Below are 17,222 nucleotides of genomic sequence, written 5' to 3'. Positions count from 1 at the left end.
GGCTTCATTTTTTCATGAAGCCCTTTTAACAAAAGTTTAATTTAATATGGAATTTAGTGTTTTGCTAGGTCGCATAGCACTGCTTGTTAGTGTTTCGTTAGGAAAATAGTAGCCATCTATTTTTACTGGATTACCTTGGCAATCTATAAGTTCTGCAACAATTTGTTCTTCTTTAGAAGAAAGTGCATTATAAATTGAAGTAAACTCTTCTTTTAAATCATTATCTTTATTTTGGTTGGCTAAAGCTTCAGCCCAATATAACGCTAAATAGAAGTGACTACCTCTATTATCTAGTTCGTTTACCTTGCGAGAAGGTCCTTTTTTGTTTTCTAATAATTTCTCAGTAGCATTATCTAAAGTTTCACCTAAAATACGCGCTTTAGTATTGTTGTTAACTTCAGCAAAATGATCTAGAGAAACGGCAAGTGCTAAAAACTCACCTAAAGAGTCCCATCTTAAGTGGTTTTCTTCAACAAACTGTTGTACATGTTTTGGAGCAGAACCACCAGCACCTGTTTCAAATAAACCACCTCCATTCATTAACGGTACAATTGATAGCATCTTTGCACTAGTTCCTAATTCTAAAATCGGGAATAAATCTGTAAGATAATCACGGAGTACATTTCCTGTTACGGATATTGTATCCTTCCCATCTTTAATGCGCTCTAATGTAAAATTAGTTGCTTTTACAGGATCAAGAATTCTGATGTCCAATCCTTCTGTATCGTGATTAGGTAGATATTTGTTTACCTTTTTAATTAATTCAGCATCGTGAGCTCTGTTTTCATTTAACCAGAATACTGCTGGTGTTTGAGAAGCTCTTGCACGAGTTACCGCTAATTTAATCCAGTCTTGTACAGGTGCATCTTTGACCTGGCACATTCTCCAAATATCTCCTTCTTCAACATTATGACTTGTTAAAACCGTTCCATTTGCATCTATAACTTCTACTTTTCCGTTAGAAGCGATTTCAAAAGTTTTATCATGAGAGCCGTATTCTTCTGCTTTCTGAGCCATAAGACCAACATTTGGTACAGTTCCCATTGTAGTAGGATTAAAAGCACCGTGTTTTTTACAGAAATCTATCGTTGCTATATATACACCAGCATAGCTACTATCAGGAATGATCGCTTTGGTATCCTGCTGCTTACCATCTTTATTCCACATTTGGCCAGAAGTACGAATCATAGCAGGCATTGAAGCATCAATAATAACGTCACTTGGTACGTGTAAGTTGGTTATACCCTTGTCTGAGTTTACCATAGCTAGGTCAGGACCTTCGTTAAAAGCAGCATCAATATCAGCTTGGATTTCGTTACGTTTTGCTTCTGATAATTCTTCAAGATTTTCTAATAAGTTTCCAAAACCGTTGTTTACATCAACACCTATTTCCTTAAAAGTATCCGCATGTTTGTCAAAAACAGGCTTAAAATAGGTTCTTACCGCATGACCAAAAATGATAGGGTCAGAAACTTTCATCATGGTGGCTTTCATGTGTAAAGACATTAAAACGCCTTGTGCTTTGGCATCTTTAATCTCTTTATCTAAGAACTCTAAAAGTGCCTTTTTGCTCATTACGGTAGCATCGATAATTTCTTCAGCTTGTAATGCTAAGTTATCTTTTAATACAGTTGTATTTCCTTCTGTATCTGTATGAACTATTTTCACAGTAGTTGCAGCAGAAGTGGTGTAGGATTTTTCATTATGCGCAAAATCTCCTTCATTCATTGTGGCAACATGCGTTTTAGAATCTGAAGACCAAGCTCCCATACTGTGTGGGTTTTTCTTAGCATAATTTTTAACAGCCTTTGGTGCGCGTCTATCTGAGTTTCCTTCTCTTAATACTGGGTTTACAGCACTACCTTTAACTTTGTCATATCGTGCTTTTATTTCTTTTTCGGTATCGTTTTTTGGTTCATCTGGATAGTCAGGAATTTTATATCCCTTAGCTTGAAGTTCTTCAATTGCAGCTTCTAATTGAGGAACAGAAGCACTAATGTTTGGTAATTTTATAATGTTAGCTTCTGGCTTTTTCGCTAATTCTCCTAATTCTGTAAGTGCATCTGCTACTTTTTGTTCTTCGGTTAGATAATCGGGAAATACAGCTAAAATTCTTGCTGCTAGTGAAATATCTTTAGTTTCAATAGTGATACCTGAAGATTTGGTAAATGATTGAACTATCGGTAAAAAAGAACGTGTTGCTAAAGCTGGAGCTTCGTCTGTTTTTGTATAAACAATCTTTGCTATTTTGGTCATAGGTTGTTAAATATAAAGTGAATATGCTTAGCTTATTTTTAAGCTGTGCAAATATACAAAATAGATATAGTTTAGCGATTGTGAGATTGCTAGTAATTGAGGGTGAATTTTGAGGAATTCTTGAGTAAAATCCTTAAACGGATAATTTTTTTATTTAATCTTTATTTTGAAGATATTTAGAAGACCTTCAAGGTTATTTTTTGAAAATAAAGCGTGAAATTTGTATTAAAAAACAATAAAATTCATAACACTGGTCTACTTCTCGATACAAAATTCCATAAGAGTTTCACTCGAAGTGACAAGTATAGTTTTAAGTTTATAAAAGCAAAAAGCCATATCACTACAGTAAAACTGTTCTGACATGGCTTCTTTTTGAAATAGTACTAACGTGACCTATTTAGCTTTTACTAACTCGGCTGTATGATTTTCATCATCATCCTTTTCGGTTCAAGTGTTCCTACTTCAAGTGAAACGTTTCATATCTTTCAAAATGTATTGACCTGATACTACTAAGTTTCATAAGATTTGTTTTTCTTGATGTTTTCTTCTTTATTCTTCACTTTCGCGTCCTATACGTCCAAAAACATTGCTCATCCTTTTCACGTTCACTTTCGCTTCCGCTACTTTTTCAAAGCTTTCCACTTACTCCCTATAATCTGCAAGCATACTATAAGGCTTAAACTTCATGATTAACTATCCAACACTTGCCTACACAAGCGGTTCGCCAACCTCAAAAAACAATCTTATTATTTTAAAGAACGTTACTTTAATACAATTGACATAAATTCAAAATTTCTTTCAAAACCAAACACTGTTTGTTATTAATTGTTTAGCTAAAGTATATTTATAATGCGAAAATTCAAATTTTTTAACAATTTAGATATGCACAATTTATAAACCGTACTTATCAACAAAAGTTAATAACTAAAAAAGCCTTCAATACTGAAGGCTTTTCTAATGTTATGTGTGTTAGATTATCTTCTAACTTCTTTAATTCTTGCTTTTTTACCAGTAAGACCTCTAAAGTAGAATATACGTGCTCTACGTACTTTACCACGCTTATTCACTTCAATTTTTTGTAAAGCTGGTAAGTTAATTGGGAAGATACGCTCTACACCAACAGTACCAGACATTTTACGGATTGTAAAAGTTTCTGAAGCTCCACTTCCTTTGCGTTGTAATACAACACCTTTAAAGAACTGTGTTCTTACTTTATCACCTTCTCTAATTTCGTAGTATACTGTGATAGTATCACCAGCGCTAAATTCTGGTAAGTCTTTTTTGGTTACAAATTCGTCTTGTACAAATTTTACTAAAGAATCCATGTTTTCTCTTTTGTTATGGTTGTTTCAAATCAACATTCACGGTTTTCGCCAGAGGTTAATCCAAAAGTGGGTGCAAAGATAATTAAAAAGTTAAAAGTAGAAAGTAGAAAGTGAAAAGTTTTTTGCTCTATGTTTAATCGTTTAGTCGTTTAATTGTGTAGTTGTTTATTCGTTAGCCATTAGCCATTAGTAATTCAACATTAATCATTCGTCATTGAGAAGGTCTGGTCGTCTTTCTTTGGTACGTTGATAAGCTTGTTCTTCGCACCATTTTTCTATTTCACCAAAATTACCACTAAATAATACATCTGGTACCTTCATACCTTTATATTCTCGTGGTCTTGTATATATAGGTGGTGCTAATAAATTATCCTGAAACGAATCGGTTAGGGCAGAAGTCTCATTACCCAAAACACCAGGTATTAATCTAATAACAGCATCGCACAGCACAGCTGCACCTAACTCACCACCAGATAACACATAATCTCCAATAGAGATTTCTCTGGTGATAAATTTATCGCGCACACGTTGATCTACACCTTTATAATGGCCACAAAGTATAATGATGTTTTCTTTTAGTGATACTTGATTGGCTATGCTTTGGTTAAGACGCTCGCCATCTGGTGTCATGTATATGATCTCATCGTAGTTGCGCTCTGCTTGTAAACCTGATATACATTTATCTATAGGCTCTATCATCATAACCATACCAGCTCCACCACCAAATTGGTAATCGTCCACAGATTTATAATTATCTGTGGTATAATCTCTAAGGTTATGAAAATGAACTTCTACCAAATCTGCTTCTATGGCACGTTTAAGTATAGAAGCTTCAAACGGACTTTTTAAAAGTTCTGGTAAAACGGTGATGATATCTATGCGCATGGTGTTTCTAAATGGAATGCAAAGGTAGGGTTAAAATAGGGATTCGATTTATACAAATTATTTACATGATTAAATTTTGTTATTTGATTTCGTATATGGTTAAAAAATTATTTAATTGTTCTAATTTTCTTCCATCATCAGAATTGGTAGCAACCCAATTGTTTATCCCATTAATAATATCATTGCAGAATATATCTACTTGCAATTGTAATTTGTCATGAATTCTATTATTGTGTAGAACTATTGAATTTTTCTCAATAGGTGCAACGAATTGAAAATCATCAAGAACATCTCTAGCGCTCTGACCTGTTATCTCCGAATTTCCTTCATGAAGATATGCACAGCGTAATGCATAACAGTCTCTCCCTGATAAAAAAATAATCTCGGTTTTTTCAGGTCCAACTTTGGCTGTGTAATAGTCAAGAATGTAATTATCAAACCATTCGCAATATCTGTTTCGAGAAGATCTTTGGGTGGGATACTCAATTTTACCAGCAATATCTGGTAATGTCAATGCTAATGTCAAAGCAGCATACCAATTTCTATTCTCTAATGATTGTTTTATCGAATTGATTAGGTTTTCCATTTTTTTACAAAGAATGTAGGCTAATTAAATTTAACTAAAAATAAAAAATCCGCAATACTAATTGCGGATTTTCAATATTTTATTAGAAGGTAATTTCTAAGCCTTATTCTTATTCAACTCATCTTGAAGTTGGCGTCTTACTTTTTGTTCACGTTCTAAAGCGTTGCGTCTGTGCTCCTCAAACTCGCTTTCTACTTCTTCGAGCTTGTGCTTGGCATCTTTGGTAAGTGAGTTGCTGTTTTTAAACTTGTATATAAAGAACAATAACAACGCAGTAAGTGCAGCGATGATAGTCCACATAATAACATTATAATTGGTTTTGCTGGTTTGCATTCCCAAAAATGCCATATTGTTCTTTTCTTCGTTGGTTTCGTTTAAGGTCGTTTGTGTGTTATCAAGTTTAGCTTTTAGATCATCTATTTCTCTTGCCTGATTGGCAACCATTGCTTCAGAATCGGCTAAATCTTTATAGGTAGTCTTTAGTGAATCTAAAACGTTAGCTTTTAATTTTAGTAACCAAGCTTGTTTTACAGCTTCGTAAGGTTGTCCATTAGTGCCTTTAAAGTTTCCGGATTTTCTAAAAACATATTCAAATTGGCTATCTATGTTACCACTATCTAACGACAGTTCATCATCAGCGTCATCTTGTTGGGTTTGTGCAGTTATGGTTTGTAGGGTAAAGGTAACTATAAGAACTACAGTGACTTTAGCTAAAAACTTCATAGTGTAATTTTTTTGGTTGATTTGTTTATTTAGGTGCCAAGATAATGATTTTATATGCATTTGCTTTATAAATAATTAAACAAAAATACCATCAATTTTACTCAACAGTTGATATACGCTCTTGATAATAATTTGGATGTTTTAAAACGAAAAAAATCTTGCCAAACGACAAGATTTTTTCTTTTTCCCTTTTCAAAAGATTCTAATAGTAAGTATAACGTCTTACCTTAGAAATATATTTCGCAAGCCTTATTACCTGATGGCTGTACCCATATTCATTATCATACCAAACATATAAAATGGCGTTTTTACCATCTGCTCTTACAATGGTTGCTTTACTATCGTAGATGGAAGGCGCTGAGCTACCAATAATATCGCTAGATACTAGCTCGTCACTCATTTCATATTTAATTTGCTCTACTAGATCACCTTCAAGAGCGTATTTCTTCATGATCGTATTGATGCTCTCAACAGAGGTTTCTTTTTCTAAATTTAAATTCAGAATTGCTAAAGAACCATTAGGCACAGGAACTCTAATAGCGTTAGAAGTCAATTTTCCATCTAAAGACGGTAATGCTTTACTCACTGCTTGACCAGCACCTGTTTCTGTAATGACCATATTAAGACCAGCGGCTCTACCACGTCTGTATTTTTTGTGGAAATTGTCTACTAAGTTTTGGTCATTAGTATAGGCGTGAATGGTTTCTAGGTGGCCAGATTTTACACCAAAAGAATCCTCAACAGCTTTTAAAACTGGTGTAATGGCATTTGTAGTACAAGATGCCGCAGAGAAAATCTTTACTTTATCAGGATCGTGGTCTAAGTGGTTAACACCATGCACAATATTTGGTACACCTTTTCCTGGTGCAGTTAATAGAACTTTCTCTACACCTTTAGATTTGAGGTGTCTTCCCAATGCTTTATCATCTCTAAAAGATCCAGTATTATCAATCACTAAGGCATTTTTGATACCGTATTTGGTGTAATCTATATCTTCTGGTGCATTGGCAGAAATGATGTTAACGGTAGTGCCATTAACAATTAATGCACTATTCTTAACATCTACGCTAACTGTACCAGAGAAATCTCCGTGTACCGAATCATTTCTTAGTAAAGAAGCACGCTTTTCTAATACGGTTTCATTAATCTCACCACGAGTTACAATAGCTCTTAATCGTAGTTGGTTGCCTTTGCCAGTACGTGTCATTAGTTCTCGTGCTACGAGTCTGCCAATTCTACCAAAACCATAAAGAATGACATCTTTAGGCTCTAACTCCTTAGATTTACTAGCATCCTTTAATTTAGCCGCTACAAAAGCCGTAGCATTGCTGTACTTCTGATCTTCTAAGTGGTATTCATAAGTAAGCTTACCTATGTCTAACTTAGCAGGTGGTAAGTTTAGTTTTTTGATAGCCTGAGCGATTTCAACAGAATCAAAGATTGAAATTGGTTTTTGAACAAATTCACCTGCATATTCGTGCAGATTTAAGATTTCGCTCACTTTTCTATCAATTAATTGATTTCTGAACAAAACAAGCTCGATGGAATTGTCGTACCAAAGGTCGCTCACTGTTTTAATGAATTCAACCGTTGCTCTGCGACGGTCTGCTTGAAACGCTAACTCTTTTTCGTAAGTGTCGTTAAAACCCATTTTTTATTGGTTTAGTGTTTTTAGATTTTGCGCAAAAATACATATTTCAAACGTTTTCGTAACACTTTTTACCGAAAATAAACACCCTTCAAAGAATTGTACTTTGAAGGGTGTTTTAAACTGATTTTAGGGTTTTTATCTATAGTCGATAAATTACTTTTTCTCCATTTTTATTTATTACTTCTACAAGGAGTGGTTTATTGTACCCTCTTGTTTTAACAGCAGTTTGTACATCATCTACTGAGTATAATTTTTTTCCATTTATTTTTGTTACAATACTGCCTTCTTCCACACCAGCATTGTACCAATCGGATTTATAATTATCATTGAATTCAGAAATTTTCACACCATAATCAATGTCAAATTTCTTTAGTTCTTCTTTTGAAGCATTCTTTAGGTAACCAATAGGTTGTAAAATTGTGGTTGACGGTCTTAATAAAGTTACAGGTACTATTTCTTCATTACCATCTCTAATGAGTGTAACATTAACCACATCATTAGGGCTTTTGGTTTTTAAGTAGCCTGATAAGTCCGAGAACTTGTTGATTTCTACATTATCAATTTTCTTAATGATGTCTCCAGGTTTAATACCAGCTTTTTCGGATCCAGTATCTTCGGTAACATCACTTACATAAAATCCTTCTGTAATATTAGTGCCTAGTTCTTCAGCAGCTTTACTATTCAATGCACCTCCTACAACTCCAAGGATGCCGTTTTGTACATTGCCATACTCCATTATATCGTTTACAATCTTCCGTGCTATGTTACTAGGTACAGCAAATGAGTAGCCTATGTAAGAACCGTCACGAGACGAGATAGCAGTATTGATTCCTATTAAATCTCCATTAGTATTCACTAAAGCACCACCTGAGTTTCCTGGATTTACAGCAGCATCAGTTTGAATGAATGACTGGGTATTTTGTCCACTTAAGTCTCTTGATTTTGCACTTATAATTCCAGCAGTCACTGTAGAATTCAAATTAAAAGGATTGCCAACAGCTAAAACCCATTCTCCAATTTTTGCATTATCGGAATCGCCAAAGGCTAAGAATGGCAAGTCTTCGTCAGCTTCTATTTTTATCAAGGCAATGTCAGTAGCTTCATCTGTGCCAACTAATTCAGCCATATAGGTTTTATTGTTATTAAGTGTGATGCTGATTTCGTTGGCATTTTGGATAACGTGGTTGTTGGTTACAATATAACCTGTTGGTGAAATAATAACTCCACTACCAGTACCTACTTGGGCACGAGGTTGCGTTCTTCCAAAAAAGTAATCACTCATAGTTGCCGGAGCAGAAACTATGGCTGTATTCTTAACGTGTACTACAGCATCTAAGGATTTTTCTGCAGCATCAACAAAGTTTGGTGTTAGTGCAGCTGTATTATTAATTGTTGTGTTTGTTGGTACATATATAGGTAAGTCAGAAACCTGCTCTACGGCTAATTGCTCTGGTTGTTCTTCTTCAATAAAAAGCTTATAACCACCTAAGGTTATCAGACCACCCAATACCGAAACACTGACTAAAGTTAGAATCTTCTTCATAATTTTTCAGGATTTAAGTTTTCTTATTTAACGTTTAAATTTAGATATATATTGAATGTTAATTTTCATTTTAACGACTATTTAACGTCAACTTTAACTGCCTTTTAACATCACTCTATACGGTCTATTATTCTTATATTTGTGCGACAGTTATGATGATGACATTTTACAAATATCAAGGCACCGGAAACGACTTTATCATCGTTGATAATCGTTTACAACAAATAGACAAAAACAATACCAAACGCATTGCAGAGTTGTGCGACAGACGTTTTGGCATTGGTGCAGATGGATTTATTCTTTTAGAAAATGACACATCTTCAGATTTTAAGATGGTGTATTATAACTCTGATGGTAACGAAAGTACCATGTGTGGTAATGGTGGGCGTTGCATAGTGGCCTTTGCAAGGTTTTTGGACATTATTAAAAATGAAACTGAATTTTTAGCAATAGATGGTTTGCATAAAGCTAAAATTGAAGGCGATATAGTTCATTTAAAAATGCAAAATGTAAATATGATTGATGTGTTTGAAAACCATTTATTCTTAGATACAGGATCACCACACCATGTAGAAATGGTTTCTAACATTGAAGCTTTGGACGTAAAATCTAGAGGGTCTGTAATTAGATATAGTAAACCATATAATGAAACGGGTAGTAACGTAAATTTTGTAGAACAGTTGGCAGATAATCGATTTGCAGTGAGGACATACGAACGTGGAGTAGAGGATGAAACCTTATCCTGTGGCACTGGTGTAACTGCTGTAGCATTGGCGATGCACAAGATTAATAAAACGACAGATAATCAAATTGAACTAAAAGTAGAAGGTGGAGAACTTATGGTACATTTTACCAATAGTGCTGATGGATATGAAGATATTTGGCTTATTGGCCCAGCTGAACAGGTTTTTAAAGGTGAAATAGAATGGTAAGTTTAAAAGGGGAACATATCTATTTACGAGCTTTGGAACCTGAGGATCTCGATTTTGTGTATGAGATTGAAAATGATACATCGCTATGGGCTTTAAGCGATACTCAGACACCATATTCAAGATTTACATTAAAGCAATATCTTGAAAATGCACAACAGGATATTTTTGAAGCAAAACAACTTCGATTGGCTATTTGCACCAAAGACGAAACAACAATTGGTTTGATAGATGTATTTGACTTTGATGTTAAAAATAAACGTGCAGGTATTGGTATTTTAATAAAAGATGAAGCAAATCGTTACAAAGGCTATGGCAAAGAGGCTTTAGATTTATTAGTGAATTATTGCTTTAAATCCCTTCATTTGCATCAGGTTTATGCCAATGTTTTAGAAACTAATGGGGCTAGTTTGAGATTATTTGAGAAAAATGGCTTCAAAAGAATAGGACTAAAAGAAGATTGGAGTTTTGATGGTCAACAATTTTCAAACGAATACATGTTACAGCGTATTAATAACTAATATATGTATATAAAAAAGATACTGTGGGCAGTGGCCTTAATTGGATTGGTGATTTTTGGAGTGATCGCCTATTATATTTATGGAGCTATGTTTCAACCAAACACAAAGTTTGAAACCGAAACAGAATATGTTTATGTACCTACCAATGCCAATTACACTCAGGTGAGACAACAACTAGAACCTTTATTAAAAGATATGGGTTCGTTTGATGCTTTAGCTAAGCAGAAAAAGTATACATCTAACATAAAAGCTGGTAGATTTCCCATTTCAAAAGGAATGAATAATAACGAGATTATTAATTCCATTCGAAGCAAAAACTTACCTATAAAAATTGCTTTCAACAATCAACATAGTTTAGAAGATTTGGCTGGAAGAATTAGCACTCAGATTGAAGCCGATAGTTTATCATTGCTGAAAGCAATGACAGATAAAGATTTCTTGGATACAAATGGATTTACAAAAGCTACTGCTTTAGGTATGTATTTGCCAGATACGTATGAATTTTTTTGGAATACTTCCGCTGAAGAGTTTAGAGATAAAATGTTGAAAGAGTATCATCGCTTTTGGAACAATGCCAGACTAGAAAAAGCAAAGCAACTAAACTTATCACCAGATGAAGTCATGACTTTGGCATCAATCGTTCATGAAGAGTCTAAGCAGGCCGATGAGCAACCTAGAGTAGCTGGTGTTTACTTAAATAGATTGAGAATTGGAATGCGATTGGATGCTGACCCTACATTAAAGTTTGCGGCATATCAATTGCCAGAATACAAGGATACAGTAATACGTCGCGTACTTAATATTCATAAAGAAATTGATTCACCATACAATACTTATAAAAATGCTGGTTTACCTCCAGGACTTATTGCCATGCCAGATCTGTCAGCAATAAAGGCGGTTTTGAATCCTGAAAAACACAATTATCTTTATTTTGCTGCCGATGCAAAACGCTTGGGTTATCACAAGTTTGCTAAAACGTTAGCACAGCATAATAATAATGCTAGAGAATATCATAGGTATTTATCTTCTCAAGGGATTAACCGTTAAGGCTTGAAGTATTCCATAACGCATATCATTCTTTTGTTTTGTGTTATGGGATCTCTTTTTGCACAATCAAAAGTTAATCAGTTTTTAAAACCAAGTGACACTTTAAATAAGTCACGAAGAAATGCTGTCGTAATTTCTGAAATCTCATTAGCAACTACTGCACTGATAGGATTAGACCAGTTGTGGTATGAAGATTATCCGCGTTCAAAATTTAAAACTATTAATGATAGTGGCGAATGGTTGCAGATGGATAAGTTAGGTCATGTGTTTTCTTCGTATCAGTTAGGTAGAATAGGGGCTAATTCTTTCAATTGGGCAGGAGTTGATAAAAACGAACAACTCATTTATGGCTCTGGTTTGGGCTTAGGTTTCTTAACCGCTGTTGAAGTCATGGATGGCTTTTCTGAAGAATGGGGATTTTCGTGGACGGATATGGCTGCTAACACCATTGGTACAGGACTTTTTGTTGGTCAGGAATTATTGTGGGGGGAACAGCGTATACTTTTAAAATACTCGTTTCACCAAACTCGATTTGCAAAAGAACGACCAGACAAACTTGGTGATGGATTAGCTGAAGAGTTTTTAAAAGACTATAACGGGCAAACATATTGGTTAAGTGCGAATATTAATTCGTTCTTAAAAACAGATTACCTACCAAGTTGGTTAAATTTAGCATTTGGTTATGGTGCAGATGGCATGTTAACGGGGGAACCTGAAGATCCATTATTTATAAATCAAAATAGAATTAGGCAATACTACCTAAGCTTGGACATAGATTTAAGTAGAATTAAAACAAAATCTCACTTATTGAAAACCATTTTTGATGTTTTAAACGTAATTAAGGTGCCTTTCCCGGCATTGGAAATAAATAGTAATGGGAGGTTAAAGGTGCATTATATCTACTATTAATGACTTTTAACAAACCTTAATATGTTGATTTTCAATATTTAAATAAATTTCGTATATTTGCACGCGATTTTGATAAATGCTTGTGGGGAAAGTTTTATCAGTTAAAAATTGGCTGTTATGATAAAAAATAGCGTTAAGAATTACATGTTGCCATTTTCAATTTGTTTTGTAATTGCATTGGCACTTTACCCAAATTCCTCTTTAGATACAGAAATGTATTCTACTGACGGATTAGATTTAAACTACAATATTAAGTCTGATTTAGCCATGTCTGAAGGCTCAGATTTATCTAATTCTAATGTATTTACACCTCATTTAGGCAAATCTTTTGAAGGTTTTAAAGAAGCTTTAGCTTTTAAAGAATCTAGAGGAGATTATTTTACAGTAAATACTTTGGGTTATTTAGGAAAATATCAGTTTGGTGCTGAAACTTTAAAATTAATAGGCGTCTATAATCCAAACCATTTCTTATATAATCCTGAATTACAAGAAAAAGCATTTATGGCAAATGCTTCTCGAAACAAATGGATTCTAAGAAAAGATATCAAGCGCTTTGAAGGAAAGTACATTGCTGGTGTAAAAGTAACTGAATCTGGGATTTTAGCTGCAGCACACTTAGCTGGTCCTGGTACTGTAAAAAAGTTTTTACGTAGCTATGGCGATTATAATCTTTCTGATGCCTATGGATCTACAGTAAAGTATTACATGAAAAAGTTTTCAGGTTACGATACTTCTATTATTGAACCAAATAAAAAAGCTAAAGCTAGAATCTAGCCTTTCTGAACAATAAAGATAGCAGGCCTTTTATGTAGATCTTCTTTATTGAGTTTCCAATCTTTGGCTGGTAGTGTTTTTATAAACTCGCTAGGTAAAGTAAGGTCGCACGCTACACAGACCCTAGTATCAGGATGTAATACATTTGATAAATCCTCTAACATTTTCATGTTACGGTAAGGTGTTTCAATGAATATCTGGGCTTGATTCTGCTCAGAAGATAAACGTTCTAGGGTTTTTAGTTTGGTTTTACGCTCGGCTTTATCTATTGGTAAATATCCATTAAAACAAAAGCTTTGACCATTCATGCCAGAGGCCATTAGTGCTAGTATTATAGAAGAAGGACCGACCAATGGTACTACTTTTATATTCATGCTGTGCGCTAAACACACAATATCAGAACCAGGATCTGCAATTGCTGGACAACCTGCTTCGGATAATAATCCAATGGTATGGCCTTCTAAGCACGGATTTAAAAACGTGTTTCGTTCTTCCTCAGTTGTGTATTTGTTGAGTATGCTCAACTTTAGTGAAGGCTGAGATTTGTTTGGTGAAATACGTTTTATAAAGCGACGAGCAGTTTTTTCATTTTCAACAATATAATAGTCAATATTTTCTATTACTTTTTTTATTGAAATTGGCAATACTTCTAGTGGAGGATTATCGCCAAGTCTCGTAGGTATAAGGTATAGTTGACCTTTTGAGCTCATAATTTTAGTTTATCACAAATTTTTGAGTGATTTTTTTTCCATCTTCAGACTTTATTTTAAGAATGTAAAAGCCGCTTTTCAAGTCTGAAATATTTATGCTTGTAAAGGTATCATTATTATCTTTTAAAATAGACATTGTTAACTTTCCTTGTGTATCATAAACTTCAATAATTGTTGATTCGTTGATAGCTCCATTATGAAAATCTATATTTAGAATAGTATTTGCTGGATTTGGGTAAATTAATATAGAATTTTGTGTATTCTCATCGATGCTAAGAAGAGAGTCTGTTACTTTAAAAATACTTCCTCCAAGACTAGACACATAGAGCTCTCCATTAATATCTTCACCAAAAGCTACCCAATTACCTGAGAAACTTTCAAAAGTTGAATTCCAACTTCCATTTTCAAATTTTAAATATCCTATCTCTTGCGTACATACATCTCCAAATAAATATGTGCCTACCATATTTGGATAAGTAGAACCTCTATAGACATAGCCGCCAGTAATTGAACACCTTCCGCCAGAATGTGAATATTCTGATACTGGAAAAGTTAGTGTACTGCTACTTGGGCAACCACTCGTATTGTAGGTGATGTTGCCTTCATAACATCTCCAGCCATAATTGAGTCCAGCTGAAGTTGAGGCTACTTGATTAATTTCTTCTCTTGCATTTTGACCTACGTCTGCAATCCATAAATCGTTATTCATACTGTCAAATGAAAATTTCCAAGGATTGCGCAAACCATAAGCCCAGATTTCATCTCTTGCATTTGCGTCACCAACAAAAGGATTATCTGCAGGAATGTCATAAGGGTTTGAAGCTGAAGAATTATTAACATCAATTCTTAAAAGTTTGCCCAATAAGCTGTTGAGATTTTGACTATTGTTTTGTGGGTCTCCACCAGAGCCACCATCTCCACTAGAGATATACAAATAACCATCTGGTCCAAATTGTAGTTCGCCTCCATTATGATTACTAAAAGGTTGAGAATAGGTTAAGATTATTAATTCTGAATTTGGATCAGCAATGGTGGGACTTACTCCAATTCTAGAGAATCTCGAAATTACTGTGTCGCCTGAGTTATTGGTATAATTAACAAAAAAATAGCCATTAGTTGCAAAATCTGGATGAAAAGCTAAACCCAATAAGCCTTGCTCATTCCCAATACTCCTAACTCGGTCATCAATATCTAAAAAGTTTGTAGTTTCAATGGTTCCATCGGAGTTTACTATTTTTATAATACCATCTTGTTCTACTACAAACAACCTGTCATCACCAGCATGTTTAATATTTACAGGCCTATTGAAGCCTGAGGCAAAAGATTCTAATTCCAAATCTTGAGGAAAACAAAAGGTAAGACAAGAGACACAAAAAAAGGTAATTAGTTTTTTCATAGCGTTAATTTTGGAAGCGTTAACGTTTCTAAGTTACGAAAAATCAAGGAATTGGTTAGAGGTTTCTGCCTAATCTTTAAGAAGTCTTTTGGCTATAATTATTGAAGTAGCCTCTATTAAATCGAAAACATATTCAAAATCACTCATATCTCCGTAATAAGGATCTGGTACATTTTTATTAGAAATATTTGGGTTTTCTTCTAAAAACAACTTCACTTTACCAATGTCTGAATTATTTCTTGCCAAACTGATAATATTAGTATAGTTTGATGCGTCCATAGCATAGATATAGTCAAACCTATCAAAATCCGAAGTTTTAAACTGTCTTGCGGTTTGATGACTGATATCTATACCATTACTTCTAGCAACTTTTAATGAGCGATGGTCTGGTTGGTGGCCAACATGGTATGCAGCTGTACCAGCAGAATCAACATAAAACTTAGAAGAGTTGAGTTTTGACTCTAAAATGCCATGAGCTAATGGCGAACGACAAATATTGCCAAGGCACACCATTAAAATTCGAGTCATGTTTTAGTAATTTAAAGCGATAATTTTTTGGATAAATCCTCAACGTATTTTCTGAATTGCTTATCAGTAGAAGAGAGGTTATCTACCGTTTTACAAGCGTGTAATACAGTGGCGTGGTCTCGTTGCCCAATTTGAGAACCAATACTCGCTAAGGAAGCTTTAGTGTACTTTTTAGCAAAAAACATGGCTAACTGACGTGCTTGTACAATATGACGCTTGCGTGTTTTGGATTGAAGTGTGCTAACATCCATTTGGAAATAATCTGAAACTACTTTCTGGATATAATCTATAGACACTTCGCGCTTGGTGTTTTTCACAAACTTATCTACAATATCCTTAGCTAGGTTTATTGTGATTTCCTTTTTATTGAAAGAAGATTGAGCAATTAATGAGATTATGGCACCTTCTAACTCTCTAACGTTTGTTTTAATATGCTTAGCCACATACTCTATAATCTCGTCTGGCATTTCTACACCATCCCTGTAAAGTTTGTTTTTAAGAATAGAAACTCTGGTTTCAAAATCTGGAGTTTGCAACTCTGCAGAAAGTCCCCATTTAAAACGAGATAATAAGCGCTGTTCAATATCTTGCATATCAACAGGTGCTTTATCGCTTGTTAAAACAACTTGCTTTCCGTTTTGATGTAAATGATTAAAGATATGGAAGAAAACATCTTGAGTTCCTGTTTTACCAGATAAAAACTGTACATCATCTATAATTAAAACATCTATGATTTGATAGAAATGAATAAAGTCATTTCTGTTATTCTTTTTTACTGAGTCAATATACTGCTGTGTAAACTTTTCTGCAGAAATATAAAGAACTGTCTTTTCAGGATATTTATCTTTAATATCTACGCCAATTGCATGTGCCAAGTGTGTTTTTCCTAAACCAACTCCACCAAAAATCAAAAGCGGGTTAAAAGAAGTTCCGCCAGGTTTGTTAGCAACAGCAATCCCTGCATTTCTAGCTAAACGATTAGAATCACCTTCTAAGAAATTTTCAAAAGTATAACTAGGATTAAGTTGAGACTCAATTTTTACATTCCTTATACCAGGAATGATAAAAGGATTCTTTAACTCTGGACTCTTGTTGTTAAATGGAACATCAACCTCTTGAGATTTTACAGGTGTTCTATTAGAGCTTGGGATTTTTTCTGTAAAAGGTTGCTTATTGCCATAGGTGTTTTCCATTTTGATTACGTATACCAATTTGGCATCATCACCTAATTCTTTGGTAAGGGCAACTTTTAAAATTTTAACATAATGCTCTTCTAGCCACTCGTAAAAGAATTTACTTGGTACTTGAATGCTTAATGCATTACCGGCAAGTTTAACAGCTTGTATGGGTTCAAACCATGTTTTGTAGGCTTGGGGTTGTATATTATCTTTAATAAAAACGAGACAATTACTCCATACAGATTCCGCTGTGATCTCCAT

16 protein-coding genes are annotated in these 17,222 nt (G+C 34.3%); 5 read left to right on the top strand and 11 right to left on the bottom strand.

Going from position 1 to position 17,222, the window contains the following annotated elements:
- Positions 1 to 36 precede the first annotated feature (36 nt).
- The 7 genes from ACPX19_RS00080 to ACPX19_RS00050 all read right to left on the bottom strand — a co-directional run bounded on the left by ACPX19_RS00080 (position 37) and on the right by ACPX19_RS00050 (position 8,969).
- Positions 37 to 2,256 (bottom strand): NADP-dependent isocitrate dehydrogenase, encoded by a 2,220-nt coding sequence (locus ACPX19_RS00080; protein WP_426430787.1) that lies wholly within the window; start codon positions 2,254 to 2,256, stop codon positions 37 to 39.
- A 974-nt stretch (positions 2,257 to 3,230) separates the two neighbouring features.
- Positions 3,231 to 3,581: a 50S ribosomal protein L19 gene (gene rplS, locus ACPX19_RS00075; protein ID WP_426430786.1), complete on the bottom strand. Its 351-nt coding sequence runs from the start codon at positions 3,579 to 3,581 to the stop codon at positions 3,231 to 3,233.
- A gap of 204 nt (positions 3,582 to 3,785) precedes the next feature.
- Positions 3,786 to 4,466 (bottom strand): tRNA (guanosine(37)-N1)-methyltransferase TrmD, encoded by a 681-nt coding sequence (gene trmD / locus ACPX19_RS00070; RefSeq protein WP_426430785.1) that lies wholly within the window; start codon positions 4,464 to 4,466, stop codon positions 3,786 to 3,788.
- Between the two features lie 79 nt (positions 4,467 to 4,545).
- On the bottom strand, positions 4,546 to 5,052 hold the full coding sequence (locus tag ACPX19_RS00065) for a hypothetical protein (RefSeq protein WP_426430784.1): 507 nt from the start codon (positions 5,050 to 5,052) through the stop codon (positions 4,546 to 4,548).
- A 96-nt stretch (positions 5,053 to 5,148) separates the two neighbouring features.
- Positions 5,149 to 5,775 carry a tRNA (guanine-N1)-methyltransferase gene (locus ACPX19_RS00060; RefSeq protein WP_426430783.1) on the bottom strand — a complete coding sequence of 209 codons (627 nt, stop codon included), beginning with the start codon at positions 5,773 to 5,775 and terminating at the stop codon, positions 5,149 to 5,151.
- Between the two features lie 202 nt (positions 5,776 to 5,977).
- On the bottom strand, positions 5,978 to 7,426 hold the full coding sequence (locus ACPX19_RS00055) for a glyceraldehyde-3-phosphate dehydrogenase (RefSeq protein WP_426430782.1): 1,449 nt from the start codon (positions 7,424 to 7,426) through the stop codon (positions 5,978 to 5,980).
- A gap of 139 nt (positions 7,427 to 7,565) precedes the next feature.
- Entirely contained in the window at positions 7,566 to 8,969 is a 1,404-nt protein-coding gene (locus ACPX19_RS00050) for a trypsin-like peptidase domain-containing protein (protein WP_426430781.1), read from the bottom strand.
- Between the two features lie 152 nt (positions 8,970 to 9,121).
- Here ACPX19_RS00050 and dapF point away from each other — a divergent pair, with 152 nt between their 5' ends.
- The 5 genes from dapF (at position 9,122) to ACPX19_RS00025 (ending at position 13,149) form a co-directional block, all read left to right on the top strand.
- Positions 9,122 to 9,901, top strand: coding sequence for a diaminopimelate epimerase (dapF, locus tag ACPX19_RS00045; protein WP_426430780.1), 780 nt, complete (start codon positions 9,122 to 9,124; stop codon positions 9,899 to 9,901).
- Positions 9,895 to 10,419, top strand: a complete 525-nt coding sequence (locus ACPX19_RS00040) for a GNAT family N-acetyltransferase (RefSeq protein WP_426430779.1) — start codon at positions 9,895 to 9,897, stop codon at positions 10,417 to 10,419. The genes dapF and ACPX19_RS00040 overlap by 7 nt, the downstream gene beginning before the upstream one ends.
- 3 nt (positions 10,420 to 10,422) lie before the next feature.
- Positions 10,423 to 11,466 (top strand): endolytic transglycosylase MltG, encoded by a 1,044-nt coding sequence (gene mltG / locus ACPX19_RS00035; protein WP_426430778.1) that lies wholly within the window; start codon positions 10,423 to 10,425, stop codon positions 11,464 to 11,466.
- 3 nt (positions 11,467 to 11,469) lie between these two features.
- Positions 11,470 to 12,375: a DUF2279 domain-containing protein gene (locus ACPX19_RS00030; protein WP_426430777.1), complete on the top strand. Its 906-nt coding sequence runs from the start codon at positions 11,470 to 11,472 to the stop codon at positions 12,373 to 12,375.
- 117 nt (positions 12,376 to 12,492) lie between these two features.
- A complete protein-coding gene (locus ACPX19_RS00025; RefSeq protein ID WP_426430776.1) occupies positions 12,493 to 13,149 on the top strand; it encodes a peptidoglycan-binding protein LysM in 657 nt (218 codons plus the stop codon).
- On the opposite strand, the gene ACPX19_RS00020 is transcribed toward ACPX19_RS00025, so the two are convergent.
- The 4 genes from ACPX19_RS00020 to dnaA form a co-directional block, all read right to left on the bottom strand.
- Positions 13,146 to 13,859: an SAM-dependent methyltransferase gene (locus ACPX19_RS00020; RefSeq protein WP_426430775.1), complete on the bottom strand. Its 714-nt coding sequence runs from the start codon at positions 13,857 to 13,859 to the stop codon at positions 13,146 to 13,148. The genes ACPX19_RS00025 and ACPX19_RS00020 overlap by 4 nt on opposite strands.
- A gap of 4 nt (positions 13,860 to 13,863) precedes the next feature.
- On the bottom strand, positions 13,864 to 15,255 hold the full coding sequence (locus tag ACPX19_RS00015; protein ID WP_426430774.1) for a PQQ-dependent sugar dehydrogenase: 1,392 nt from the start codon (positions 15,253 to 15,255) through the stop codon (positions 13,864 to 13,866).
- 69 nt (positions 15,256 to 15,324) lie between these two features.
- Positions 15,325 to 15,783, bottom strand: coding sequence for a low molecular weight protein-tyrosine-phosphatase (locus ACPX19_RS00010; protein WP_426430773.1), 459 nt, complete (start codon positions 15,781 to 15,783; stop codon positions 15,325 to 15,327).
- 11 nt (positions 15,784 to 15,794) lie between these two features.
- Positions 15,795 to 17,222, bottom strand: a complete 1,428-nt coding sequence (gene dnaA, locus ACPX19_RS00005; protein ID WP_426430772.1) for a chromosomal replication initiator protein DnaA — start codon at positions 17,220 to 17,222, stop codon at positions 15,795 to 15,797.

The sequence above is a fragment of the Winogradskyella sp. HB-48 genome (assembly GCF_049942685.1).
Taxonomy (GTDB): domain Bacteria; phylum Bacteroidota; class Bacteroidia; order Flavobacteriales; family Flavobacteriaceae; genus Winogradskyella.
This window is presented reverse-complemented; position numbering and strand designations above follow the sequence as displayed.

What these genes read in the sequence shown, in the direction of transcription:
- ACPX19_RS00060 (WP_426430783.1), bottom strand. Translation starts at nt 5,775, where the DNA reads ATGAAGTTTTTAGCTAAAGTCACTGTAGTTCTTATAGTTACCTTTACC.
- ACPX19_RS00020 (WP_426430775.1), bottom strand. Translation starts at nt 13,859, where the DNA reads ATGAGCTCAAAAGGTCAACTATACCTTATACCTACGAGACTTGGCGAT.
- dapF (WP_426430780.1), top strand. Translation starts at nt 9,122, where the DNA reads ATGATGATGACATTTTACAAATATCAAGGCACCGGAAACGACTTTATC.
- ACPX19_RS00055 (WP_426430782.1), bottom strand. Translation starts at nt 7,426, where the DNA reads ATGGGTTTTAACGACACTTACGAAAAAGAGTTAGCGTTTCAAGCAGAC.
- ACPX19_RS00015 (WP_426430774.1), bottom strand. Translation starts at nt 15,255, where the DNA reads ATGAAAAAACTAATTACCTTTTTTTGTGTCTCTTGTCTTACCTTTTGT.
- rplS (WP_426430786.1), bottom strand. Translation starts at nt 3,581, where the DNA reads ATGGATTCTTTAGTAAAATTTGTACAAGACGAATTTGTAACCAAAAAA.
- ACPX19_RS00050 (WP_426430781.1), bottom strand. Translation starts at nt 8,969, where the DNA reads ATGAAGAAGATTCTAACTTTAGTCAGTGTTTCGGTATTGGGTGGTCTG.
- ACPX19_RS00040 (WP_426430779.1), top strand. Translation starts at nt 9,895, where the DNA reads ATGGTAAGTTTAAAAGGGGAACATATCTATTTACGAGCTTTGGAACCT.
- mltG (WP_426430778.1), top strand. Translation starts at nt 10,423, where the DNA reads ATGTATATAAAAAAGATACTGTGGGCAGTGGCCTTAATTGGATTGGTG.
- dnaA (WP_426430772.1), bottom strand. Translation starts at nt 17,222, where the DNA reads ATGGAGATCACAGCGGAATCTGTATGGAGTAATTGTCTCGTTTTTATT.
- ACPX19_RS00080 (WP_426430787.1), bottom strand. Translation starts at nt 2,256, where the DNA reads ATGACCAAAATAGCAAAGATTGTTTATACAAAAACAGACGAAGCTCCA.
- ACPX19_RS00065 (WP_426430784.1), bottom strand. Translation starts at nt 5,052, where the DNA reads ATGGAAAACCTAATCAATTCGATAAAACAATCATTAGAGAATAGAAAT.
- ACPX19_RS00010 (WP_426430773.1), bottom strand. Translation starts at nt 15,783, where the DNA reads ATGACTCGAATTTTAATGGTGTGCCTTGGCAATATTTGTCGTTCGCCA.
- trmD (WP_426430785.1), bottom strand. Translation starts at nt 4,466, where the DNA reads ATGCGCATAGATATCATCACCGTTTTACCAGAACTTTTAAAAAGTCCG.
- ACPX19_RS00025 (WP_426430776.1), top strand. Translation starts at nt 12,493, where the DNA reads ATGATAAAAAATAGCGTTAAGAATTACATGTTGCCATTTTCAATTTGT.